The sequence below is a fragment of the Ornithinibacillus proteolyticus genome, from assembly GCF_039581225.1.
Classification (GTDB): Bacteria; Bacillota; Bacilli; order Bacillales; family Amphibacillaceae; genus Ornithinibacillus; species Ornithinibacillus massiliensis.
Map to the genome: position 1 here is coordinate 1 of NZ_JBCPXV010000001.1, position 24,090 is coordinate 24,090.

Sequence of the window (24,090 nt, forward strand, 5' to 3'; positions counted from 1 at the left end):
TGGTGTCCTTTTTGTTTACTTTAATATCAGAAAATTGCGTGCAAAAAATAATAAGCATGGTCCTTACCGTTAAAACGTTGGTAAGGACCATGCTTATATTAATTTACTGGGGTTTTGTCCCAGCCTCTTTTTATTAACTTAAGGCTTCCAACAATTGAAGTGCATCTTATCAGTGATCGGCTTTTACTCATACACTTCCCTGTCATCACTTTTATTAAGTTCGTTAATAAAAAATCTACTAGTACCATTTAACGAAAGAAAAACGCTATATTACTAAGATTGATATGTATAAATAGAGGAAGATGTAATTAGACTTTCAACACCGTTTGGATGGTATGGTGTTAATTTATTTGCTGTGTTGTAATCAACCCATTTTATCTCTAGGATTTCATCTGTATACTTAATTTCACATTCTCCCGCTATTACATCTGCTTTGAATGTAAAAAATAACACGTGGTGATCCTTTTCTTTAAAAAACGCTTCATTAATTGCTACTACACTTCCTACCTTAACAGTTAACCCTGTCTCTTCCTCTACTTCACGAATAACTGCCTGTTCTAAAGTTTCACCTTTTTCTACTGCTCCCCCTGGTAACGACCAACCTTGACCAGCATTATTAACCATAACTATTTGCTCTTTATCCTTGTTACAAATCAAAGCATAAACAACGTCAATCCTTTGCATATTGCCCCTCCATACATTATTATCTTATTACTTAACTTATCTATTCTATTTATTAAAAAACACTTACTCTTACTAAACTATCATCTTTTAGTTTCATAATCTAGACGAATTTCATGAAAATTCGCATATTCAACTAAAAAAGACTTTTTGCGTTTAGCAAAAAGCCTCCTTTTTCTATAGAATTTAACAGCGAACTGCTAATAAGCCATTAAACTCCTCGTAACTCACTATGTTTAGTCGCTTTAATATACCTACTAAATATAAAACGAACCAAAGGACCCATAATAATAATTTGTAGAGGTAAAGCCATAATCAAGTTACTGCCGAAAATGACTGCATAATCTTTTACAACTGAACTAGAAGTAAAACCATTATGAATATAAGCTGTCACTAAACCGTAAATCGACATAAAAAAAGCCATCCCAATTACCATACATATTGAAATTGCCAGTACTGTATAGATTTTCTTTTTGGTATTTGCAGTTATTTTTAAAGCAATTTTTTTAGCATTAGGTCCTACTATTAACATATCTAGAATTAATGCAATGACAAATCCAATTAGAAAATCGGATACCCCTTCCATAATTGTCATTTTACCCATCATACCATTTAAATAATAATTATAAACCGTCATCAGTAAAACCATCCCAAAACACATCATTAGTCCAAATTGTAGACTTTCTTTCTTAGTTGTCGGCAATTATATCATCCTCTCTTTTTTATACCTTTGTATTATAGTGATAATATAAACACTTTCGTAAGTGAACACTTTGTGAACGTTTATGATAATAGAAGTTGCAGATCAATTTTGTTTGAGTTAACTTAGACAAGTTTTTTAATATACAAGTCTCTATAATGGAACTACCTTCAATCAAACTATAATCCACCTTTAATAACAGCCTAAATTCACCGTAATAAAGCGATAAAAATCATACCAAAAATTTGACAAAAATTTTTATTTATGCTATAATTTACATTAATTAAAATTTTGTATATAATAAGGTTCTCCTGGCCAGGGGAATCTTATTTTTTTTAGGAGGAAACGGTTTGAAACAGAATGAGTCCAGTTTAACTTCCTTAGTATCAGCATTTGGTCGAGCTTATCACAGTAAAAATGACACACCAATCATTTTTGATGATTTTATGGTAAGCAATTTAATTTCCGAAGATGAGTTTGCAGCTATTAGCCAGAATATGATTAACGGTATAACATTTTTTAACAAGGATATCGGGGAAAGATTTAAAGAAAATCCGGATGAGATTTTAAAATGGATTACCCAAGTACAGCTCTCCCCAACACCTATAGCACGCTCAGCCTATTGTGAGAGTGTATTACTTAATGAAATTAATTTAGGCGCCAAACAGTATGTGATACTCGGGGCTGGTTTAGACACTTTCTGCTTTCGACATCCAGAATTAGAAGACAAATTAGATATATTTGAAATTGATTATCCTGCTACACAAGAATTTAAAAAGAAGAAGCTAGCAGAAGCTAATTTCTCTATACCAAACAATCTGCATTTTGTTCCTATGGATTTTACTAATAAGCTTTCTCACCGTGATTTAATTGATGTAGGGTTTGATAACAAGAAGACCTTCTTTAGCCTATTGGGTGTATCTTATTATTTGACGAAAGATGAGATTGCGAGTTTGATAGGTGAATTATTCGCTAATGTCCCAACAGGTAGCTCTATTGTTTTTGATTATGCAGATGAAAATCTCTTTAAAGTAAAAGGAAAATCGAATCGTGTTGAAAACATGGTTAAGATGGCTTCTGCAAGCGGAGAACCAATGAAATCGAGTTTCACGTACAGTGAGATGGAGAAAATGTTAGAACAATCAGGTTTACTAATTTATGAACATGTAACACCAACTAAAATAAATGAGGTTTATTTCAAAAATAGAACAGATTATTTGTCCGCATTCGAGACCATACATTATATCCACGCTGTTAAGAAATAATCTGGCTAATAATTCAAGAGTCTCTCAATGAGTAACACATTGAGAGATTCTATTTGTAATCTTCATTTATTGTCTATAGCAATGTTTACAGCTTCAGTGGCATGAATTACGGTTGTATCAAACAACGGAACATCTGAATCTTCAGGTTTAACTAGTAATCCAATTTCGGTACAACCTAAGATTATTCCTTCTGCACCATTTTTAACTAAATTATGAATTACATCCTTGTAATAATCCTTTGATGTTTTACTAATTTTTCCTAAACATAACTCTTCTTGAACTACCCCCACTTAACCTCCTTGCAGGATGTTTGAAGTGGGGGATTCTTGGGAACAGAGCGTACTTGTTAGTAGTCTTTCTTAACTAACAGCGGTTTCTCTTCTTTACCAAGCTATCCCCGTAGTCCCTACGGTTTTATAGGTTGTTTAAGCCGAAGCTATGATTCGTAATCCTTCAGCTAGAATATTTTTACTCGCATTGATATCTCGATCATGATGCATGTGACAAGCTGGACACGTCCATTCCCTTACCGCAAGCGACTTCTTGCCAGTTTGATGTCCACAAGCAGAGCATCGTTGACTGGATGGGAAGCCCCTACTTATTTTCACCAGGGTTTTACCATACCAATCCGCTTTGTACTGTAATTTCCTCACAAAACTAGACCATGATACGTCAGCGATAGATTTCGCTAGTTTATGATTGCGCAACATTCCTTTCGTGTTCAAGTCTTCGATACAGATGACATCGTGGTTTTTGATGATGGCTGTACTTAACTTATTCAGGAAGTCGGCACGTTGATTCAGCACTCTTTCATACAATCTTGCTACTTTTCGTTTTTGTTTTTGATAGTTTTTGGCATCGAGTAAGTTGATTCCGTTGTTTTTCGCATGCAAAGCACGTCTGGATAGTTTGCGTTGTTCTCGTTTTAACTTTTTTTCCATGTTGGCGGTGAACCGATGATTATCCACCTTTTGTCCATCAGAAAGAATCGCAAAGTCCGTGATGCCTAAGTCAATTCCGATAGCGGATGCTGTTTTTGCTAATGGTTGTACGTCTGTTTCTGCCAGTATAGAGATGAAATATTTTCCGCTTGGATTACGTCTTACCGTAGCATTGATGATACGACCATGTACTTCACGGCTTTTGGCAAAACGAACAAAACCAAGTTTCGGCAGTTTTATTTTGTTGTCTACAATGGAGATATTTCCGTTGGTCTGCTTCGTTGTGTAGGATTGAACCGGATGCTTTTTGGACTTAAATCGCGGGGCTTTATTTTGCTTTTGGAAGAATCTGGAGAAGGCATCAGAGAGGTTTCGGAGGGAAGTTTGGACTGCGATGCTGTCTACTTCTTTTAACCAGCTTAATTCTTTTTTCAATTGAGGTAGTTGAGCAGAACAAGCGTTATACGTCAGTCCTTTTCCTGTTTGTTTGTAGGTGTCGTTCCACTTAGCTAAAAAATGGTTGAAGACAAAACGAGAACAGCCCATGGTTTTCGCAATCTGTCTTTTCTGTTCATTTGTTGGATAGATACGGAATTTGTAGGCTTTTTTGACGAGCATTGCTTTCACCTCTTTCTGTATCACGATACATCTATTTTACCATATTTTGTATGGTGGATAGGTCATTTCAGGGAAGAATGGAAGCACTTGAATAGTCGGACAAGAGATGGCGATTCATCTCCCACCTACTCATTTCCCATTCCTTGAGGTGGGAGTCTTCTCGCCTATTGATGATAAATAATACTATTCACCTGTAACCTTTCTTCCTTATTTGGAACAACTACATTGATTCCTTGTGACTCGAGTCGAGACTTATAAAAATCTTGTTCCATCGTATATTTAGTCCCCAGTAATCCAATTGTTTTTATGTTAGCCTTTAAAATTTGGGTTGCCGTGGCGTCAGCGATATGTAAAACAGGTATTTCGATCTTTTCTTCTATTGAATCAATAACTTTGTGCATCGTATTCGTACAGATTACTATAAAATCTGCACCGGCTTTTTCTAACGATAATGCAACTTCACCTAAAGCTTGACCAGCCTTCTCCCAATCACCTTCCGCTTGATACTGTTCAATTTCGTTAAAATCAACACTATACAAGAGACATTTCGCTGAATGTAAACCACCTAATTTTTTTTCACTTCTTCGTTTATAATGCGGTAATATTCTAAGGAGGATTCCCAGCTCATTCCCCCTATAAGTCCAATCGTTTTCATTACGATCTCTCCCTACGTTAGTAACTATATTTGACGCGTATAGTTACGATAAAATTAATATGAAACGAATCCACTTTGTTAGTCTGTATATACTTAGCTATTTAGTTTATGATACCATAATATGGTTATTGTAATTGAAAAAATCAAGAGCTCCACCATTTAACATCATTTATGATTTTTATTGGTAAATTGTAAAGATCTATCTTAAGCCCTCTATAAAAAAGGATTCTACTTAACTGGTTGAAAAAATAAGTAGAATCCTTAATGTAAATTATTATAGGAACTAACTATCTGAATCTTGAACAAAACCTAACTCATTACCATCTAAATCACTTATAGTAAATTTTTTAGTCCCATAAGGGGTTGAAAACAGTTCTTCTACTACATTTACTTTATCTTTTACATCATTCCATAATACCTCTACATCTGTAACATTAAAATTAAAACGTCCATGTGATGGGTAATTTTTATCTTCCATGATGGCAAAAGTTGCTCCACTATCAGCCTCAAAATGGGCATAGTTAGGTTTTTCAGGTGGCCATGTTGCTGCAACCTTTAATCCTAATTTTGTTTGATACCAATCTATTGCTAAAGCTAAATCTTTCACATTAACTCGTACATGTGATAATTTGGTCTTCATCTTTCCTCCCCCTTCCTTTTAATCATACCAGGCAGATTGAGGTCTATTTGCTGGGTAACCGTTTTTTTCTCGATACTTTTTTCTTTCATGTGTAAAATCAAACCATTGCTTTTTACTAGTTGGATGATTCGCATAGTATACGACACATCGAATTTGGTCCTCCACACAACCATCTGTCCATACACCTAACTGTTGTTCTAATTCATCAAATAATTGTGCACCTTGTTTGTCTTTTATTTCGTTTAATGAATAGATGTTTAATTGATAAACCAATTTTTCAGCTAATTTATAACCAATAGATGGTACAGTTTGAAATTCAGCTAAACCTTTAATAATTCTCGCCCTATCAATTGAAGCATTTAATAGACTAGCTATTCTTTCCGTGTAAAGTGTACGTATTTCAGTTAATTTCACTTTAGCTTTCCTAAGCATTACTCTTTCTTCTAGTGTTAGTGGTAATTTAGGATTAGAACTCAAATGGTCTCCTCCTTATTCATTATCCGTTATACATCAAGAATCTTTATCAAATCTTTCAGTCTAGTTAGAAGAAATCACTACTTCAGAATGAAAAGATAATCCATTCAATTCTTCTAGTATTTTTTGTGCATCTATACTATATTGTGTTATTGGTTTTCCTTCATACATTGGCACCTTGCTGTATACTTTTCTAATGCTAATTGGATATCCACTTCCCGTATTGGAATCATTAATTGTAATGCGATCTGGTTCAAAGAGTAGCGTATTGATTAAGTCCTTGGCTTTACTAGAAGGAGAAGCTTTTAACATCGACACAACATCTGCATCTGTTAAACGCGCAAATTCACTCTTATTCATTGGCTCTACAGACCAGTGAATCTTAATAGACTCAGCTAATATTCTATCTACAGCGACCATGTATGGCGATAGAAACAGTTTATGATCTGACAAGATAAGCTCTAATAGGTAGTGCCCTGTTTCTAAATCCGTATCGATTCCTTTAACAGTACATGTCATTCTGTCTAATAAATCTTTAGGGAGCATTTCCACCATACCAGCCATATACGTATCTCTTAAAAAACTATCCAAATGATCGATTCCAAGTATATTGTCCTTTCCTGTGATAGGTGATGGTTCATTTAGAATTTTAATGATTACATTCGGATCAATATTATGGGCATTCAACATAGAAGATATTTCCTCTTCTTTTATATACTGTTCTGTTAATTCATGGTGATTAAATCCAAGCGTTTTTTCTACTGCGTGAGAGAAAGGTAGATGTCCGATATCATGTAACAAGGCGGCAACTCGTAATTCTATGTCATCTGGAAAAAAGAAAGAAGTTAATTTCCAAACACCTATAGAATGTTCAAATCGACTATGTACAACAGGTGAAACGAGTGCTCCGGCACCGAAATTGCTTCAGCCTTCTGAGCGGTTTGCTTTTAATTAATTGTATTTGGAGTTCAGTTGGTTTGATTGGTGGATAAAGTGCTTCTAAGATCAGTTTCGTTTCGCTCATCAATTATGTAATTCCTTCCATTTTGACTTTTCTTAGTTCGATAGTGGAACCATTCGGTAGAGAAACAAATAAACGATAAAATTCCTTATATGAATGGACTAATAATACGCTAAATTTTGGGAGCTTTATCAATCTGAATATTTCAGAAGTGCATCCAGTGATATAGGGAATTTTTGGTAAGTTAATTCTTTAACTGCATTAGCAAGTATTCTAATTTCATATTGCGCATCCTCTGGTAGTCTCAATTTCAAGAAATGAGCAACACCCTGTAATGAGCCTGTCCAATAATATCTTACAAACATCGAATAGGCGGCAAGGAATAGTCGAGCTTGTTCCGGTGCAATTCCAGCTTCCATTGCCTCTTCGTATAGACGCTCACCTTCTGCAACATGTTCTTCTAATTTCTTCGTAAAAGCACTACCTACGGATGGTTGTAATGCTTCACCTGATCCTTGTTTAGAATTGGCAGGCTTTGTTCTCCATTCATCATCATGTGGAATATAAAATGTTGGTTCTTCTGTAATATATCGGCGTGATGATTCGTTCCAAGCAACAAAAGGATCTTGGAAGCCTGAGCCGATGATATGCTTCCAATGTTGCCTTGCAACATACAGTGGAACATATACCTCAAATTGTAGCGAAGTGTGCCTAAATGGACTGGTATGTCCCTCCCGTGCTAGAAAATCTATCAGTCTTTCATCTTTTTCATCTAGCTTGTCTTTTTTCTTGTTGTATGACACTCGAGCTGAATTAATAACAGATAAGTCCGAACCCATATGGTCCTGTAAAATGACATACCCACCATTTAATATATCTATTTTTGTCATAGCATCCCGCCTCTCCATTTTGCTATCTAAATTTTACCAAAATTATATGCTATTTAAAACTAATCACATTTTAATTTTGGAAAGCTATTCCTTTAACATCTGTATTATAGATTATAATCACCTAAAAAAATAACCCCGATTGAAAATTCCAATGGGGTCTCTTTTTCCTATATCCTAATGTTCGTGCGTTAAAGGTAAGTGATTCTGTTGACATAATGGCGAATCTACATGTGGATGTTCCTCGTTCTCTAGCTGTACCGTGACGTGGTTTATTCCTTTATGCTCTAATTCATGTTCAACCGCTCTTATAATCTCTTGGCTTTGGAGAACAGATAGATTTCCATCTACAACCGCGTGGCATGAAAGAACATGCTGCCCACTTGTAATACTCCATACATGTAAGTCATGAATCCTTTGAACACCTGTTACACTCTCAATCGTCTTTATAATGCTCTCGATATCGCAGCTCTTTGGAGTTCCTTCCATTAGGACATGTACAGCATCTTTAGTCACTCTAAAACCACTAATTAGTACAAGGATCGCAACTAGTACACTAGCTAGTGGGTCCGCCCATCCCCATCCAAAGAACATCATACATAATGCGGCTGTTACTGCTCCTACAGATCCAAGTAAATCACCTAAAACATGTAGAAAAGCGGCACGCATATTTAAATTTTCTTTCGTATCACTACGCATTAATAACCAGGCAACCATTATATTAACGAGGAGACCTATAAAAGCGATAATGAACATGCCGGTAGATGCAACCTCAGGTGGTTCTGAGAATCGATGATATGCTTCATAAAATATATAGAGAGATATTACTATGAGGGTAACCCCATTAAATACTGCTGCTAATATTTCAAACCTTTTATAACCGTATGTTTTATTATAATTTGCTGCTTTCTCCCCTAATCTAAAGGCTAGTAGTCCTACACCAAGAGAAATGGCATCACTCAACATATGCCCAGCATCAGAAAGAAGTGCAAGACTATTAGTGAAGATTCCCCCAACTGCTTCTACCACCATATATGTCGTAATAATAATAAAGCTTAACATTAACATTTTTTTATTTGTAGTGTGTGTATGGTTATGATCGTGTCCCATTATATCCCACCTTCCAATATTGAAATATGAGCATTTATTCATATAACGATGAAAAGGAACTACTTAGTTATGACAAGCATGATCAATCATTTGTTTCAGCATATTCATGACATGTTCATCATCTTGAGAATAATACAACGTTGTACCCTCCCGGCGATATTTTACTAAACGTAAATTTTTCAAGAAGCGTAATTGATGCGAAACCGTTGATTGCCTTAACTGTAAGGTTTCCGCTATTCCGTTTACTGAGTATTCGTGATGAATTAAAAGATTTAGTATCCGGATTCTCGTTGGATCACCCAATGCCTTAAACGTTTGTGAAACCACGAATAACGTCTCCTCATCCAAATCCTTATTATTAACCGCTGTCTGATTTTCATTATGTTCCATAACATCCTCTCCTTTCTAGGCTTAAGTTAAATTTATTAATATGTATATATTAGTATATGTTCATATTATAAAACAAGAAATGGATCATGGTCAATGATTTATAAATACCGTATAAATCGTGGGACAAGGCAATATAAATTAACAAAGGAAGGAAAAGGAGACGTATGATGGCATTCATATGGTTATCGGGAGTAATTGCCTCTGGATTGGGTATTGGTATTGGGGGTGGACTAGCATGGTTCATGAAGCGTATCCATGGTAGTGTTAGCTTTTTATATTCTCTCTGCGGCGGATTAATAATCGGCCTATTATTTATTGAAATGATCCCTAAAAGTATTCAACTTGGTGGTTGGGTTATATTGGCTCTTGGAATTGCAACTGGAGTTATTCTGTATCTATGTATTCATCGTGTCCTAAACATGATAACCCTTGTTACAGATACTCAACAAAAAATTCTCTTATTCCGTACTGGAGTTCTATTAACTATTAGTATAGCAATGCATAATTTTCCAGTTGGCCTTGCGCTGGGAGCAGCTATCGGTACGGAATTTGGCAATCCCATGTTATTAACCATCCTGTTACACAATATTCCTGAAGGTGTGATCATTTTTACCCCACTATTTTTAGCTGGATACGGCTTCTTCACTTGGTTGGTAATCACAGCCGTGCTTACCGTCCCAGTAGCAATAGGCTCGTTACTTGGGTTATTTATTACTGCTGAGGTCCCTTTTTTATTTGCTTTTATGATTAACCTTGCCATCTCTATGATTTTCATAGTCGCAGTAAAAGAAATGGTTTGGGAAGCAATGAAAAAATCTTCTATATGGTATGGTTTACTAGTTAGTCTATTTGGTATCACATTGGTCTATATGTATTTTACTTTTATTAACTAATATCTTAGGTTCATTTTAATCAACAATTAAACCTTCTTGAAATACTGTCGGTACATTGTACGAGACTAAACTGCAGTATTCCCTACAGTTGAACTTTTCTGTACAATAATACCCTTTTACACAGTAAAACTCCTCCACCACAAAGGAAGAGGAGTTTTATTTTGGATTATTACTCCATAAGGGAGATTTCATGATGATGCAGAATTAGTTTCTCTAGCTTTTAATCTCTCTTGATCTTTTCTTTCCAATTCTTCTTGGGATTGACGCTTATCTTTAATAAAGAGAGCAATCAACAATCCGACTAATGAAAGTGCTGCTACAACAATGAACGCTACATTGGCACCATAAATGTCTGGATTGACAATTTCCCTACTTGCTGCACTCTCCTCTGATGTCGTCATGACTGTAACGAGAATTGCTGTACCTACAGAAGCTGCTATTTGTCTCATCGTATTATCCATTGCAGCCCCGTGTGGAATTAATCGTTTAGGTAATTGATTTAATCCAGCGGTTGCAATCGGCATCATTACCATCGACAGTCCGAACATTCGGATACTGTATAGAATGGTTATAAAAGCTAATGAAGTCGATGTATCTAATCTAGTAAACGGGATTGACGATACGGTAATGATTATTAATCCAATTATTACTAGCTTTTTAGCACCGAATTTATCAAAGATTCTACCTGTAATTGGTGACATCAATCCAGTAATTAATGCTCCAGGTAACAGAGCTAAACCAGCTTCAAAGGCTGTAAACTCACGCATATTTTGCATATATAGTGGTATTAATGTCTCCACGCCAATTAATCCCATAAAAGCGATCATGCCTATCGCAACGGCCAGCGGGAAAATGGAATAAGTAAACACTCTGAATTCGAGCATTGGATGCTTTAGCTTTAATTGTCTTAGAATGAATCCGAATAATGCTAACACACCAACTGCAAGTGATATGATAGTCATCATAGCCAACCAGCCATTATTTCCTGCTGAAGTAAATCCATATAGTAATCCACCAAATCCAAATGAAGATAAGATGATTGAAAGTATATCGAATTTTGGTTTCTGTAACTCGGTTACATTTTTCAATGCAAAGCAAGCTATGACAATATCAATTACTGCAATTGGCAGAATAATAAAGAATAACAATCTCCACGAGTAATGTTCTGTCACATACCCAGACAAAGCAGGACCGATCGCTGGAGCAAACGAGATTACTAGTCCAATTAGTCCCATTGCCGCACCACGTCTATGTACAGGGAAAATCATTAAAAATACCGTCTGCATCAATGGTAACATAACCCCAGCACCAGTTGATTGGATGACACGGCCGATTAATAATGTGGAAAAGTTAGGCGCGATACCTGCAACTAATGTTCCAACAGCAAATATACTCATCGCTGTAATAAACAATTGCCTCGTCGTAAAACGTTCTAATAAAAACGCACTAACTGGAATCATAATCCCATTAACCAACATGAACACAGTAGTTAGCCATTGTCCAGTATTCGCTGTAATTCCCATTTCTTCCATTATTGGTGGGATAGCGGTTATCATTAGCGTTTGATTCAAAATGGCAATAAACGAACCTGCTAATAACAATGGTACGATCATTTTTCTGTTTACTTCTACATTCTGCATAAATACCCTCTCTTCCACTTATCTTACTATCTGTAATCATATACTTTATACAGGATACATGAATCAATTCTATTAATCTATAAGTTTGCTTACTGCCAATAGCTCACTTCGACAAGTCTAGAATACTTGTTTTAACAAAAAACTGCCTATTTAATATTAACGCCTAGTATCACGTTCTATTCCTAGCATACATTATGACATATATGGCACTAATAAAGAATGGAGGGAATCAGGATGATCTGTTTACCAGGCTACCGTTATTGCGGGCCAGGATGTAGTGGTCCAGGTGCACCTACCAATCAGCTTGACTACTTCTGTCTGCAGCATGATCAATGCTACCGGAGTGGTCTACCAAGAAGAGTTTGTGATGAACAATTTTTACGACAACTTGCACCATATATGACTAGACGAGATAAATTAGGTAGAGATGCGCGATTAATGTATCGGGTTATTTCGTTTAAATTGGGGTTCTAAACAAATACAAACACTAACTTAGCCCATCAAGACTAAATAAGACAATCACAAATCCATTCGATTGTCTTATTTTTCTATTATTTAATTTTTTATTTATAGATTGCTAACTTAATAGCGGGTTTAATGGACTCGTGATATCACCTATTTGAATGGGCATACCAAAGCGCCCGTGATAATCTGACCCACCCGTCATAACTAGGTTGTACGATTTTGCTAGTGCTTCCACTTTTTGGTGATCTTGTTCTGTATGATCAATATGGTTCCGTTCAATGCCACCTAGTCCGACCTCTACTAGCTCAGGAACCAAATCATAGGAATCTAGTTGTCCAGGATGTGCAACAACTGCCAATCCACCATCTTTTACAATTGCCTTCACTGCAGCGAATACATTAACATACTCAATATCTTCAGCAATAAGATTTTTAAATAGCTTTTGATATAGTTCTTTATACGTTGTTGAGGAATAAGGGTCTTTTATTAAATAATCCATCACATGTTGTTTATAAATTGCCTGACTTGGTAACGCTTTTTCCTTTATAATATCCGACTCTATTTCATAACCAAGTTTTCTTAATTGTTGGATTTGCCATAGCGATAACTCATTTCTTCTTTCCAATATAGGGTTACAAACCTTAAGGATATGGGATGCATCAGGTCTATAATGGTAACCGAGTATATGAACCTTACGTTTTCTTTTATAATCAAAGGCGAATATTTCAATTCCAGGGATGGTCGTAATATTATATGCTCGACCAACTTGACGGATTATATCTTGTCCGTCAACTGTGTCATGATCTACAAGACTAATGTGGGTTACACCATTTTGCTTAGCCTTCGTCATAATCGTTTCTATGGAATCAGCCCCATCAGAATAATGACTATGTACATGGAGATCAGCTTTCATTACGAACACCTGCTTTTATGATAGTTGGTTTCTTACTCATGTTAAAAATTTGATCACAGAGATTATCCATGAATTCAATATCGTGAAAAATTCCTACTAATGTCGTCCCACTCGCTTTTAATTTCACGATAACTTCTCTAACCTTTTCTTTCGATTGATAGTCTAAGCTAGCAGTTGGTTCATCTAACAACAATAGTCTCGGTTTTTTAACTGTTGCCATTGCTATGTTTAATCGTAACTTCTCACCACCAGAAAATGTATTCGGAAATGTGTCCCATAGACTCGGGTCCAGCTCGAAATGTTCGAGTGCTGCCTCCGCTTGGCGCTTTGCACGGAAATCAGATTCCCCCATTTCCAAAACTGCTTGTTCTACTAATTGTCTGCACGTTCTTCTTGGCATGACATTTAAAAATTGAGAAACATAGCCAATCTCATGTTTTCGTAAATAAATTACTTGCCTTTCTGTTGCTTTCGTTAAATCAAGTCGTCCAAATCGCTCAGACTCAAATAATATATTCCCTTGATTAGAAATGTATGTACGATAAATGCTTTTTAATATGGTAGATTTACCACTACCACTTTTTCCAACAATGCCAATAAACTGCCCCTTCTCTAGTTGAAAGCTAATCCCATTTATAGCTTGCCTTGTCGTTCCGAGATAATGATTAATAAAATTCTTTCCCAGATTATGAACTTCTAACATGGCCATGATCTTCCCTCCTATCATCCTATCTATAATTGGTTGTTGTGATGACTTGACCATTTACCATCGTCATCGTTAACATCGGATAACCATCTTCCATTCGTTCAATGATAAGTAAATCTGCCTTTTTACCAGGGTGAATCGAACCTATCTCCCGGTCCATATGAACAGCCTTAGCAGGATTAATCGTAACCATGTTAAACATATCGTGTAGCTTGTTATTATGTTTTTCGTGTAATTCAAAAATAGCATGTAGTAATGCAGATGGATAATAATCACTGCAAAGAATGTCGGCAAACTGATGCTGGATCGCTTCAATAGCAGAAAGATTTCCCGAATGAGATCCACCTAGCAATACATTAGGAGCACCAACTAATGTTCGTAACCCTAATTCTTTTGCTTTCTTAGCCACTTCCAAGGTAATAGGGAATTCACTTATAGTCGTCCCGAAGGATTGTACTAATTCTAGCTTATCTATATGGTCATCATCATGGGAAGCAATGGCAATCCCTTTGTCTATTGCTATCCTTGCTATTTCTGATATTTCACGTAAACTTAAAGACGCTCTGCTTTTTCGTTCTGCAATAATAACATCTACCTCATCATCGGATACGTTACGATAGCCTTTAAGCGTATGGCGGAAGACTTCTAAATCACGATATTGGCCTTGACCAGGTGTATGATCCATAAAGGATAAAAGATGAACCTTGCCTTGTTTTATATTCTGGATTAAACTTTCCACACCATCGATATTATCTATCTCAAATCTAGCATGCAGACGATGACGAATTAAATGGGGCTGACTTGCTGTTCGATCAATAGCATCCACCAGTCGCTGGACATTTTCAGGATAGCGCATTGGTTTATGGGAGAAGATATCTTCTAGGTAAAATGATAACGAATGAAAAATGGTAGTAATTCCATGACTGATTAAGTTCTTCTCCGCTTCTCTAAGACTCATATTTACGTCCATAATACTTGTAGGTCTTGGCGAGACAATCGTCTCAATGTAATCAGAATGGATGTCTATAAAACCAGGGGAAATATAGCCTCCCTTTGCATCGATAAACTGCTTATCTGAACCATACTCCATATCGCTCTCTAAAATAATATCCTGAATGCGATCACCTTTAATCACGACAGCATGCCCTTCTATAATTCCTGTTTCCATGACAATTTTTCCGTTATGGATAATAATCAAAGTACGTACCTCCTATAACAACGAATAAACTAATTGTTGCGTATATTTATCAGTCGGATCCTCTAAAATTTGATCTGTTAATCCTTGCTCCACAATCTCACCATTTAACATGACAATGGTACGGTCGGCCAGCATTCGAATGACAGCTAAATCATGTGATACAACAATCATACTAATCCCAAATTCACGTTGTATCCGTTTAATTAGGTCTAATACATCTGCCTGTACAGAAAGATCTAATCCAGTTGTTACTTCATCTAAAAATAAAACAGGTGGGTTATTCGAGAGAGCCTTTGCAATTTGAACTCGCTGCTGCATACCACCCGAAAAATTCCGCGGCTCCTCCTTCATTCGAAAGACAGGAATTTGCACAATGTCAAGCAGTCGTTTTCCGATTTCTTCCATATTACCAACATGGCGATTTCCAGCAGCAATTAATTTTTCTGCGATATTGCCGATAGAAGAAAAATTCATTTTTAACCCATGTACAGGATTTTGATAGACCATTCCATATTTGTAATTTCGAATATATCGCTTCTTTTGCGATGACAATTCAAATAAGTTTTCTCCGAGAAATTCCTCATCATCGAGATACACTTCCCCACTAGTTACTTCTGAGTCAAAATAAAGACATTTCATTAAGCTAGATTTTCCACTTCCGCTTTCCCCAACTACACCAAGTATTTCACCAGCAAATAAATCAAGTGAGATATTCCGACAAGCATAAACCGTTCCACATACTTCACAATAATTATTGGTTAAAGCTCTATTATCTGGGTTTTTACAGCTATTACACCCCGGTCCAAATTGCTGATTTAAATTTCGAACAGATAATAAGGCTTGTTCATCCTTCACTAGTCCCCACCTCTTCTCTTTCCTTTTTATTCAATTGTTCTATACAGAAACTAGTATCATTACATTGAAACACCCGCTCACCTGTATGGTGATCAATTAACTCATCCAGAAATACACCACTTGTTCCGCATAGATGACATGACTTATCTGTAAAGTCTTCTGTTCTGAAAGGGTGGTCATCAAATGCTAAAGAAACGACATCGGTATAAGGTGGAATTGCATAGATTTTCTTTTCTCTCCCCGCTCCAAATAGAATAAGTGCCTCGGATTGATTTAGCTTTTCATTATCGAAACGTGGAATCGGACTAGGTGCCATTACGTAGCGACCATTCACATAGACAGGGTGATCTGCTCCGGTGGACGTTGTACCATGCTTCATGATTTGCTCAAATAGCATAAGCCAGGCACCACTATATTCTTCTTCTGAATGGAGTAGTTTCGTTATCGTATTTTTTGCTTCATATGCCCGAAGTGGTTCCGGTTCAGGCACTTGTAGCACAAGGATTTGATCACTCGTTAGCGGAATTTCAGGAATTCGATGTCTTGATTGAATTAATGTTGCCTCCCTTGTTTGCTCGGTTATCACTACACCTGTCGTTTCATGGACAAGCTTCTTAATATTAACCGCATTCACCGATTCATCTGCACCTTGGTCAATGACTTTTAATACATCCATCTTCCCGATAACGGATAATGTAATCTGGAGACCACCCGTACCCCAGCCGCGAGCTATCGGCATCTCCCTTGATGCAAACGGTACTTGATATCCAGGTATCGCTACAGCTTTCAGAATGCTACGGCGAATTTCTTTTTTAGATCCTTCATCCAAAAAAGCAAAATGAGGGCTAGTCTTCATGTTTTTGTCCTCCTTGTTTCACGGTTCTCACACTATCAAGTTTGGATTGGAATGTGACATAATGCGGTAGTTTCAAATGAGATATAAAACCAGTCGACTCTACGGAATCAATATGTAATAAAACAAATTCCTCGTCATGGGTTGGAAAATCAGCTTCCGGATGTTCCAAGCATTGATCGAGAATGCTCATAGCTATTGCTTTCGTTTCATTCTGACCAAAACAAATCCCATAGCCAATCTCAAATTCTAGTTCTTCCCTTTGCTGCATATTCTTCTTAACAGGAACAAAGGACTCCACTTCTGTTAGTTTCACTTCACCAATGTAATAATTTTCCTCCTCGTTTCTTGTTTCTGTAGCTGGTGCAATATAGATCGGTGCCATCCCAACGCGAACCTCTCCGACTGTTGGATGGACCTGTCCATAGCCCCGTAACGATGCATAGCCCAATGACGTAACGGTACCTGTTTGACCGCGGGTTAACGTTTGTAATCGTTGACTTCGAGTGGCAGGAAATTGTAGACTTTTTTTCGTAATATCGTCAGGTGGTTCATTATTTTCCACATAACTCGTAAACAATCCCTCTTTACGTAAATACTCCACTACTTTAGGAAAATAGATTAACTCATTATGAGGATGTTCCTTGGATAGCTCCGCTTCATAAGCCGCTAACCATTGCTTCATTTCTTCTTTTGTCTCATTTAATAACGTATAATCTAGCAAACGGTGGCTATAATCATTTGTGGCCCCTAATATCTGGCCCCCCGGAATATCCTTAAAGCTAGCAGAAATCCTGCGTTCGACAAACATACTCTCTGATTCTACTGTTTCACTATAGTATAGTCTTGGTAATGTAGAGCGGTGGGCTCGAAGTAGAAATACAGCCTCCTCCATACTCCCTTCAGCTTGTTTAATGGCTAGTGCTGCTAACGTTGGTTCATATAGACTAGCTTCCGACATCACCTGATCAATTAATGACCGCATTGTAGTTAGGATGGTATGTATCTCTAATACCTCTTGTCCCTTTAATCGCTCATACCGTAATCGTTTCAACGATGCTTCAATTGCATCAGTTCCACCTTTTACTGCTACATAGCCCATTCCTAAGCACCTCCTAGCGGTTCGATAGTAGTTGTACGTGGTATACAAACAACCTGTAAGCTTGCATCCGTGACAATCATATCTATACCTAACGGATACTCTTTCACTAGCTCATTTCGTTTAGCGAGGATTCCGTTCGATAGATTTACCTGAATAGTAGTTTGCTGGTTAATACCTGGTCCGCTTAAACGCAAACTCCTTCCTGTTTTAATCGATTCACACTCCAGTATCCATGTTGCCGAATATTGTGGATCGATTAGATTACCTATCTTACATTTTTCCATTGCCTGTACAATGGTACTGTCATCTGTACCTTGTAAAACAATCACAAAATCAGCTTCTTCCATCGGTACGATTTTGGCAGATGTGTAATCCATAATTTGTTTTTGAAGCTCATTCTGCTGGTCATTAGTCAAGATATGAAAGCCGATTTCTGCATCAAATAGAGTTAGCATTGTTAACATAGTTGCTTGGTGACATGTCCTACTAGAGAGGTTAATAGAAGTCTCGTTTAATTTCGAAATTTCACCAGGTCGCGACATACTATGAAGTAAATTACGGAATACAGCTTGTGTGTCATGTACAATATTCATCATCATTACAAAACTCCTTTATATAGATGAGGCTGACTATACTTGCATCGTATCAAACTGGACTTTAGTCGCTAGTAGTTCAGCTTGTTTTTTAATTTTTGATTCTAAGAGCGCTTTTTCCTCTTTTAATAAGGGCTCTTCCCATTCTATGGTCTCTTTCAGATTCGCTTTATAAGCTGCATCGATGATGGCTAAGTGTTTTGCCAGCTCCTCTTTCATCCCAGTTACAATCCCGATCCCAATATGACCTTTTATTTCCATTTTCGCTTCGGTTATGACTACCTCGCCAAGATAGAATAGCGAACTTTTAGCGGTTTCTCTCATTTTTATCATCGTCAGTCCATATCTAGGAGAAATTACTTCCCGATATGGATATTGCAGCATAATTGTTTCTGCTAATTCTTTTGCTAATTCTGGTCTCCCTTGAATTAGTATTTCGGTTCTTCTTCGTCGATTCATTTAGCCCTCTCCTTTCTTCTACGTCCATGGTAACTTGTTGCCAAGTTACCATGTGTTAAGAAATGTTGAAGTATTTGTAAATTCAATTAACAAAAGAAATATAAAAAACTAGCACATCTGCTAGAAAATAAGCGAATGTGCTAGTTTTTATCATGCGATGGGGAGATTTTTTAAATTCCCTATCTACGAATGTAAAATCACATACTTAATGATATATGTTGTTCATGGGTCGGTTGTGATATCATATTTAAATTGATCACTACGATATAGTATTTTCGTATATTCTAAAATGCTATCGGAGTCTTGGTCTACACAATCCGTCTCTAGAATAATCAGTGGAACCATACTATTACAAGATAATAAATGTTGTTCCTTTAGAGTGGGAAACGTAATACTAAGATAGGTTTTTCTACTAGAAAATCGTTCCGTCCCTTGTTGACGATAGTAGTCAAACATAGAATGAATCGTTGGACCATCTTGTTTGATCGTTGGAAAACGATGCTCACTTACATAGGAATAATGGATAGCCATTGGGACGCCGTTTATGATACGTAACCTTCCAATTTGATAAACTGTATCCGTTTCTTTGGCTTGTAAAATATCATATATTTTCGATTCGAAAAGAATTTTTTTACATGATATCGTAACGGTCTTTAAATCATGACCCATCGCTTTCATTTTTTCAGTAAAACTCGTTTTTCCTGTAAGCGAAAGTTGGATAGGTATGGATTTGTCTTTTAAATACCTCCCTTTCCCTTGTACAGAATAAATATAAGAGCGCTCTTCTAATTTAATCAAGGCATTTCTAACCGTTATTCTAGGTACATCATATTTTTCAGCAAGCTCATTCTCAGAAGGTAACTTAGACCCCGGTAGGAGCTTCTTTTCTATAATTTGTTGGATTAAGTCATCGATAATTACAGCTTCTTTATGGATACCCATCGCAACCGATTCCCCTCTTTCCATTATGTGTAACGCATTTGTGCTTTTAGCTTATAACATATTATAAGCGTATTGCATTAACTAATGGTAATAACAAATTTAATTTTGTTAAGATTTTCAAAAAAAATTTACATTAGCTCAAGAATAGTCCTACATACTTTCGCTACACTAAGTAGTAAGAAGTCCCAAACATAGGAGGTTCTATCGTGGCTAATCTAAGATTATTAGATTTCAGCTTTCAAAATTTAACACATAAACATATGACCTTTCAGGAAGTTTTCCAGCATATCGTTCGATTTATGAAAAAAGATCCAACCGGTAGATATCGTTTAATATTTGGTACCGATTCCCAAATACACCCAACCTACACTCGATTTATAACTGGAATTGTTATTCATTGTGAATCAAAGGGTGCATGGGCATGTATTCGAAAAGTTGTCGTACCAAGAAAAATGACCAATCTACATGAACGAATTTCCTATGAAACAACCTTGACAGAGGAAGTCGTATCCATGTTCACGGAAGATAAAAAAGATCAATTGATTAATATTGTCTTACCCAATATATATAAAGGATCTTCCTTTACGATTGAAGGGCATATTGACATAGGCGCCAATAGTCAAAATAAAACAAGAATGTTTGTAAATGAAATGGTTGGACGGATGGAATCTTTAGGGATAGAACCAAAGATTAAGCCTGAATCCTTTGTAGCGAGTTCCTATGCTAATCGATTTACTAAATAGCACGTCTCTCGCCTAGATGTATTTACTTCCTTCGCGTATGCTTAATTTTGCTAAATCATTTTCCTGGATAAACATTCTTACAGATATAGGGTTGGTTTTGGAATATTCTCGTAAAGCCCAGCCAATTGCCTTCTGTATAAAAAACTCTGTACTTGAAGCATTCATTTTTATGTACGTATATAGCAATTCTTCATTTGTCCTATCCTTATACTTCAGCTGAAATAAGATAGCAGTTCTTCTAAGCCACATATTTTCATGATGAGCCCATTCTGTTATTCTTTCTGGGATCACCTCTGGAGATTCCAGTGCTATTTTGCCAATTGGCTTTTGTGCCAACATATCTACTGTATCCCACCAGGATTTTGTTGTAAGCAGCTTCTCCAATAATTCAAGATGCTCTTTTCCCAGCTTAGGAAGCATCGTTTCGATATAATCCAATGCAATATTCTGATACTCTCTTTCCTTCTGTTCCCATAAAGCTTGTACAAATTTTACATTAAACGGTTCTTTCGTTATACCGGTTTGTTTAAAAAATCGATTGGATATATTTCTTCTTTCCGGGGTTTTAATACCGAGGAAAGGAAAACGATTCTTCATGTACTTTTCCATTTGATAAGCGTTCTCATGATTACGATTTCGTTCAAGTTCAGTGATTAACCGCTCTAGCAATCTTAATCTCCCCCTCATTAAAATAGTAAGGTCTAATAAGACGTAAGCCTACATTAGACCTTACCCAAACTAAGATCCGGTAAACAGTTGTACCCAAGCACCTTGGTAATACCCCACACCAATGGAATCAAAATTCGGATTTAAGATGTTATCTCGGTGTCCTGGCGAATTCATCCATGCATTCATTACTGCTTGTGGGGAATCTTGGCCTTTCGCAATATTTTCACCTGCAGTTCGATACAAAACACCAAATGTTTTCAACATATCAAATGGCGAGCCATAATTTGGGCTTGTGTGGGAGATATAGTTGGAATTAATCATATCTTCAGCTTTTTTCTCTGACACAGCTTTAATATCTGCACGGTGTTTCAACGGAGATAATCCAGCTTTAGCTCTTTCCTGATTTACTAGTTGGACCACCTGCTCCTCAAAAGTAGCAGGACTTGGTGCAGTAGCCCTTAGTCGAATGACAGATCCAATTTGCATGTTGGTTGGTACGACATCTGGATTTAACCGCATTAGTTCTCTATAATCCAACCCATACCTTTTGGCTATAAACCAAAAGGTATCTCCCTTAGAGACTTTCTAAAAATCAAATGGAGCCTCTTTAAACATTTTAACCTCAGCACTGACTCCTATAGGAAATGTAATCAAAATCGCAAGAATCAAGGGAATGGTTCGCTTTAACATAATAAAGTCACCTCAAGTACGTAATTTAGCAATCCCCTGCTTCTATTTTCCTCTACACCTGCTTCTTAATGCCTGGTTATTCTTGGTACATTCTATCTTAGAAAAACATGGTTAAACCAATCAGGATTATCATTATATCCGCACAAATATGAATCATCCATGAAGCCCAAATCGTTTGATTTCGTTCATTCACCTTATGAAATATAAATCCAATCGTCCATAGTCCTATAAAACAAAGTGCTATAATCAGCGGACTAAACCATAGCATAATCATCGGAATATGATAACTAGCAAAAAGTAACGGACTATAGATGTAGCCAACTTTTTTCGGTAAATTAAAAAAGATAAATCCTCTAAAAAAATATTCCTCTAAAAATGAATTTGCGAAAGTAATATAAATACCAACTATAATATAAGTCGTTGTTGTAATTCCTAATCTCTCTGTTAAATCATTTTTAATGGTATGAAGATCAATAAGTGGTGAAAATAAAAGATAAGCAAGTAATACAATTCCAGCAGAGGAAAAGCCAAGAATTACAATTCGCTTCCATTCTCTGACTGATATCTTTTCCATGCGCACTGGATTTTTAAACTGATAATTCTTAAACAGCCAAGCAAAAGACCCTACTGTTAGAAAAAATAACAGTATTTTTAATCCCGATTTAATTAGATAATTCATCTCGAATCCATGCTCAATGAATGCAAGCAGGATACATGTAAATAAAGTACTGCCAATTAAGTAGTAATGTTTTTTCTCCATAAGTTCCCCTAATTTTATAAATTTTGCACGTTTCTTCTCGATTATGACATATTAAGGAAGAAATGGTCAAAGTAAAAAAAACAGGATAATTATGTTAAAAAATAATGAATTAAAAAAGATTTTCGGGGTAACATACATTTTGTAAGGTGAAATAACAATGATTATTTCACAAAAACATGATAGGAGGGTCAGAAAAAATGGCGAAAAACAATAAGAATCGCAATAACAACAACAATAACAACAATGATAATGTTGAATTTGCGAATGAGTTTCTAAATGATAATTTAGATAACAACAACAATAACAATCGCAATAACAACAACCGCAACAATAACAACAACAATAATAACAATAACAACAATCGTTAGTAGTCTTCAAGGCAAAAACCTGTATTTTTCAATACAGGTTTTGGTTTCGACTTTATGATAAGAGCTTTATTACACTTTTTACTTGAAGCTCTTCTAATCTTTTCACAACGTTCTCCCGATTATAATTCCAGGTAGCTTGTTCTAAAGGAACCGTAACTGGTACGTCACAACGAATTTCAGCCAGACTTCTGGATAAATGAAGCATATCTAAATTAGATCGTATCTTGGTTTGTACTCCCTTTGGAAGCTGGTCAATATTCTCGAGCAATTGATCAATAGACTCATTTTCTTGAAGAAGCTTTAAGGCAGTCTTTTCACCAATACCTTTTACTCCAGGATAATTATCAGATGTGTCCCCCATCAATCCTTTTAAATCAATAATTTGACGTGGTGCAAGACCCTTCTTCTCCAAGAAATTCTCCTCATTAAATACTTCATAATTTCCTTGCCCTTTTCTCATAATCGCAACACTTATGCCAGGCTCTACTAATTGTAAAATATCTTGATCACCAGTTAGAATCAATACTTGATGTTCGTTAGAAAACTGCTTCGCAAGTGTGCCGATACAATCATCTGCCTCAAAATTTTCAATCCCAATATTTGGCATATCAAATGCAGCAACAACTTCCTTCACTAAATCAAATTGTGGAATAAGCTCTTCTGGTGGTTCAGAGCGATTCCCTTTATAATCCTCATACATCGAAGTTCGGAAGGTCTTACTACCCATATCCCAACAGCAAATAACATGTGTCGGTTGAAACGTATTGACGGCATCTAATAAATATCTAACAAATTGATAGACACCATTGGTAGGAACCCCGTTTTCATTTTTCATAAAGTTTCCTCGAATAGATGTTGCAAAAAAACCTCTAAATAGCAAGGCCATTCCATCTACTAATAATATATTTTGCTGCATGGT

General features: G+C 36.3%; 28 protein-coding genes and 2 pseudogenes. 5 read left to right on the plus strand and 25 right to left on the minus strand.

Annotated features, from left to right (window positions below):
• Nucleotides 1-273: 273 nt before the first annotated feature.
• Together AAIB49_RS00005 and AAIB49_RS00010 are read right to left on the minus strand one after the other, a co-directional pair.
• Nucleotides 274-684 carry an NUDIX hydrolase gene (locus AAIB49_RS00005; protein ID WP_343456866.1) on the minus strand — a complete coding sequence of 137 codons (411 nt, stop codon included), beginning with the start codon at nucleotides 682-684 and terminating at the stop codon, nucleotides 274-276.
• Between the two features lie 208 nt (nucleotides 685-892).
• Entirely contained in the window at nucleotides 893-1,384 is a 492-nt protein-coding gene (locus tag AAIB49_RS00010) for a DUF2798 domain-containing protein (RefSeq protein ID WP_339215072.1), read from the minus strand.
• Between the two features lie 347 nt (nucleotides 1,385-1,731).
• Here AAIB49_RS00010 and AAIB49_RS00015 point away from each other — a divergent pair, with 347 nt between their 5' ends.
• Nucleotides 1,732-2,646 (plus strand): class I SAM-dependent methyltransferase, encoded by a 915-nt coding sequence (locus AAIB49_RS00015; RefSeq protein WP_343456867.1) that lies wholly within the window; start codon nucleotides 1,732-1,734, stop codon nucleotides 2,644-2,646.
• Nucleotides 2,647-2,708: 62 nt separating this feature from the next.
• On the opposite strand, the pseudogene AAIB49_RS00020 reads toward AAIB49_RS00015, so the two are convergent.
• The 9 genes and pseudogenes from AAIB49_RS00020 to AAIB49_RS00060 form a co-directional block, all read right to left on the minus strand.
• A pseudogene (locus tag AAIB49_RS00020) lies at nucleotides 2,709-2,930 on the minus strand (aspartate/glutamate racemase family protein); the annotation flags it as partial.
• 141 nt (nucleotides 2,931-3,071) lie between these two features.
• Nucleotides 3,072-4,205, minus strand: a complete 1,134-nt coding sequence (tnpB, locus tag AAIB49_RS00025; RefSeq protein WP_343456868.1) for an IS200/IS605 family element RNA-guided endonuclease TnpB — start codon at nucleotides 4,203-4,205, stop codon at nucleotides 3,072-3,074.
• A 167-nt stretch (nucleotides 4,206-4,372) separates the two neighbouring features.
• Nucleotides 4,373-4,860 (minus strand): annotated as a pseudogene (locus tag AAIB49_RS00030) (aspartate/glutamate racemase family protein); the annotation flags it as partial.
• 283 nt (nucleotides 4,861-5,143) lie between these two features.
• The gene (locus tag AAIB49_RS00035) at nucleotides 5,144-5,500 is read right to left on the minus strand and encodes a VOC family protein (RefSeq protein WP_339215078.1); all 357 of its coding nucleotides are present in this window, start codon (nucleotides 5,498-5,500) and stop codon (nucleotides 5,144-5,146) included.
• A gap of 18 nt (nucleotides 5,501-5,518) precedes the next feature.
• Nucleotides 5,519-5,977, minus strand: coding sequence for a helix-hairpin-helix domain-containing protein (locus AAIB49_RS00040; RefSeq protein ID WP_339215080.1), 459 nt, complete (start codon nucleotides 5,975-5,977; stop codon nucleotides 5,519-5,521).
• A gap of 60 nt (nucleotides 5,978-6,037) precedes the next feature.
• On the minus strand, nucleotides 6,038-6,838 hold the full coding sequence (locus AAIB49_RS00045) for an HD domain-containing protein (protein ID WP_343456980.1): 801 nt from the start codon (nucleotides 6,836-6,838) through the stop codon (nucleotides 6,038-6,040).
• 288 nt (nucleotides 6,839-7,126) lie between these two features.
• Entirely contained in the window at nucleotides 7,127-7,825 is a 699-nt protein-coding gene (gene thyX / locus AAIB49_RS00050) for an FAD-dependent thymidylate synthase (protein ID WP_343456870.1), read from the minus strand.
• A gap of 174 nt (nucleotides 7,826-7,999) precedes the next feature.
• Nucleotides 8,000-8,932, minus strand: a complete 933-nt coding sequence (locus tag AAIB49_RS00055; protein ID WP_339215085.1) for a cation diffusion facilitator family transporter — start codon at nucleotides 8,930-8,932, stop codon at nucleotides 8,000-8,002.
• A gap of 63 nt (nucleotides 8,933-8,995) precedes the next feature.
• On the minus strand, nucleotides 8,996-9,322 hold the full coding sequence (locus AAIB49_RS00060; RefSeq protein ID WP_339215087.1) for an ArsR/SmtB family transcription factor: 327 nt from the start codon (nucleotides 9,320-9,322) through the stop codon (nucleotides 8,996-8,998).
• Nucleotides 9,323-9,489: 167 nt separating this feature from the next.
• Here AAIB49_RS00060 and AAIB49_RS00065 point away from each other — a divergent pair, with 167 nt between their 5' ends.
• On the plus strand, nucleotides 9,490-10,215 hold the full coding sequence (locus AAIB49_RS00065; RefSeq protein WP_343456871.1) for a ZIP family metal transporter: 726 nt from the start codon (nucleotides 9,490-9,492) through the stop codon (nucleotides 10,213-10,215).
• Between the two features lie 188 nt (nucleotides 10,216-10,403).
• Here AAIB49_RS00065 and AAIB49_RS00070 read toward each other — a convergent pair whose 3' ends face one another.
• Nucleotides 10,404-11,855, minus strand: a complete 1,452-nt coding sequence (locus AAIB49_RS00070; protein ID WP_343456872.1) for a DHA2 family efflux MFS transporter permease subunit — start codon at nucleotides 11,853-11,855, stop codon at nucleotides 10,404-10,406.
• A gap of 234 nt (nucleotides 11,856-12,089) precedes the next feature.
• Here AAIB49_RS00070 and AAIB49_RS00075 point away from each other — a divergent pair, with 234 nt between their 5' ends.
• Nucleotides 12,090-12,329 (plus strand): Parvovirus coat protein VP1-like protein, encoded by a 240-nt coding sequence (locus tag AAIB49_RS00075; RefSeq protein ID WP_343456873.1) that lies wholly within the window; start codon nucleotides 12,090-12,092, stop codon nucleotides 12,327-12,329.
• 103 nt (nucleotides 12,330-12,432) lie between these two features.
• On the opposite strand, the gene AAIB49_RS00080 is transcribed toward AAIB49_RS00075, so the two are convergent.
• The 9 genes from AAIB49_RS00080 to AAIB49_RS00120 all read right to left on the minus strand — a co-directional run bounded on the left by AAIB49_RS00080 (nucleotide 12,433) and on the right by AAIB49_RS00120 (nucleotide 19,941).
• Nucleotides 12,433-13,233, minus strand: a complete 801-nt coding sequence (locus AAIB49_RS00080; protein WP_343456874.1) for a PHP domain-containing protein — start codon at nucleotides 13,231-13,233, stop codon at nucleotides 12,433-12,435.
• Nucleotides 13,223-13,942: a phosphonate C-P lyase system protein PhnL gene (locus tag AAIB49_RS00085; RefSeq protein WP_339215093.1), complete on the minus strand. Its 720-nt coding sequence runs from the start codon at nucleotides 13,940-13,942 to the stop codon at nucleotides 13,223-13,225. The genes AAIB49_RS00080 and AAIB49_RS00085 overlap by 11 nt, the downstream gene beginning before the upstream one ends.
• Before the next feature lie 19 nt (nucleotides 13,943-13,961).
• Nucleotides 13,962-15,137 (minus strand): phosphonate metabolism protein PhnM, encoded by a 1,176-nt coding sequence (gene phnM / locus AAIB49_RS00090; protein WP_343456876.1) that lies wholly within the window; start codon nucleotides 15,135-15,137, stop codon nucleotides 13,962-13,964.
• A gap of 12 nt (nucleotides 15,138-15,149) precedes the next feature.
• On the minus strand, nucleotides 15,150-15,992 hold the full coding sequence (locus AAIB49_RS00095; RefSeq protein ID WP_339215096.1) for an ATP-binding cassette domain-containing protein: 843 nt from the start codon (nucleotides 15,990-15,992) through the stop codon (nucleotides 15,150-15,152).
• Entirely contained in the window at nucleotides 15,982-16,848 is an 867-nt protein-coding gene (locus AAIB49_RS00100) for an alpha-D-ribose 1-methylphosphonate 5-phosphate C-P-lyase PhnJ (protein ID WP_343456877.1), read from the minus strand. The genes AAIB49_RS00095 and AAIB49_RS00100 overlap by 11 nt, the downstream gene beginning before the upstream one ends.
• The gene (locus AAIB49_RS00105) at nucleotides 16,838-17,947 is read right to left on the minus strand and encodes a carbon-phosphorus lyase complex subunit PhnI (protein ID WP_343456878.1); all 1,110 of its coding nucleotides are present in this window, start codon (nucleotides 17,945-17,947) and stop codon (nucleotides 16,838-16,840) included. Before AAIB49_RS00105 ends, AAIB49_RS00100 begins: the two co-directional genes overlap by 11 nt.
• Before the next feature lie 2 nt (nucleotides 17,948-17,949).
• The gene (phnH, locus tag AAIB49_RS00110) at nucleotides 17,950-18,546 is read right to left on the minus strand and encodes a phosphonate C-P lyase system protein PhnH (RefSeq protein ID WP_343456879.1); all 597 of its coding nucleotides are present in this window, start codon (nucleotides 18,544-18,546) and stop codon (nucleotides 17,950-17,952) included.
• Between the two features lie 30 nt (nucleotides 18,547-18,576).
• Nucleotides 18,577-18,999, minus strand: a complete 423-nt coding sequence (gene phnG / locus AAIB49_RS00115) for a phosphonate C-P lyase system protein PhnG (protein WP_339215104.1) — start codon at nucleotides 18,997-18,999, stop codon at nucleotides 18,577-18,579.
• A 222-nt stretch (nucleotides 19,000-19,221) separates the two neighbouring features.
• Nucleotides 19,222-19,941, minus strand: coding sequence for a GntR family transcriptional regulator (locus AAIB49_RS00120; RefSeq protein ID WP_339215106.1), 720 nt, complete (start codon nucleotides 19,939-19,941; stop codon nucleotides 19,222-19,224).
• 260 nt (nucleotides 19,942-20,201) lie between these two features.
• Here AAIB49_RS00120 and AAIB49_RS00125 point away from each other — a divergent pair, with 260 nt between their 5' ends.
• Nucleotides 20,202-20,684 (plus strand): ribonuclease H-like YkuK family protein, encoded by a 483-nt coding sequence (locus tag AAIB49_RS00125; protein ID WP_445254553.1) that lies wholly within the window; start codon nucleotides 20,202-20,204, stop codon nucleotides 20,682-20,684.
• Nucleotides 20,685-20,696: 12 nt separating this feature from the next.
• Here AAIB49_RS00125 and AAIB49_RS00130 read toward each other — a convergent pair whose 3' ends face one another.
• The 3 genes from AAIB49_RS00130 to AAIB49_RS00145 all read right to left on the minus strand — a co-directional run bounded on the left by AAIB49_RS00130 (nucleotide 20,697) and on the right by AAIB49_RS00145 (nucleotide 22,803).
• Complete coding sequence (locus AAIB49_RS00130) at nucleotides 20,697-21,371, minus strand: DNA alkylation repair protein (protein WP_339215109.1); 675 nt, start codon at nucleotides 21,369-21,371, stop codon at nucleotides 20,697-20,699.
• 51 nt (nucleotides 21,372-21,422) lie between these two features.
• On the minus strand, nucleotides 21,423-21,890 hold the full coding sequence (locus AAIB49_RS00135) for a CAP domain-containing protein (protein WP_481857820.1): 468 nt from the start codon (nucleotides 21,888-21,890) through the stop codon (nucleotides 21,423-21,425).
• 250 nt (nucleotides 21,891-22,140) lie between these two features.
• Nucleotides 22,141-22,803: a CPBP family intramembrane glutamic endopeptidase gene (locus tag AAIB49_RS00145; protein WP_339215114.1), complete on the minus strand. Its 663-nt coding sequence runs from the start codon at nucleotides 22,801-22,803 to the stop codon at nucleotides 22,141-22,143.
• Between the two features lie 197 nt (nucleotides 22,804-23,000).
• On the opposite strand from AAIB49_RS00145, the gene AAIB49_RS00150 reads away from it, so the two are divergent.
• Nucleotides 23,001-23,171 carry a hypothetical protein gene (locus AAIB49_RS00150; RefSeq protein WP_339215116.1) on the plus strand — a complete coding sequence of 57 codons (171 nt, stop codon included), beginning with the start codon at nucleotides 23,001-23,003 and terminating at the stop codon, nucleotides 23,169-23,171.
• Between the two features lie 52 nt (nucleotides 23,172-23,223).
• Here AAIB49_RS00150 and AAIB49_RS00155 read toward each other — a convergent pair whose 3' ends face one another.
• Nucleotides 23,224-24,087, minus strand: coding sequence for a 5'-3' exonuclease (locus tag AAIB49_RS00155; protein WP_339215117.1), 864 nt, complete (start codon nucleotides 24,085-24,087; stop codon nucleotides 23,224-23,226).
• Between the last annotated feature and the right edge of the window lie 3 nt (nucleotides 24,088-24,090).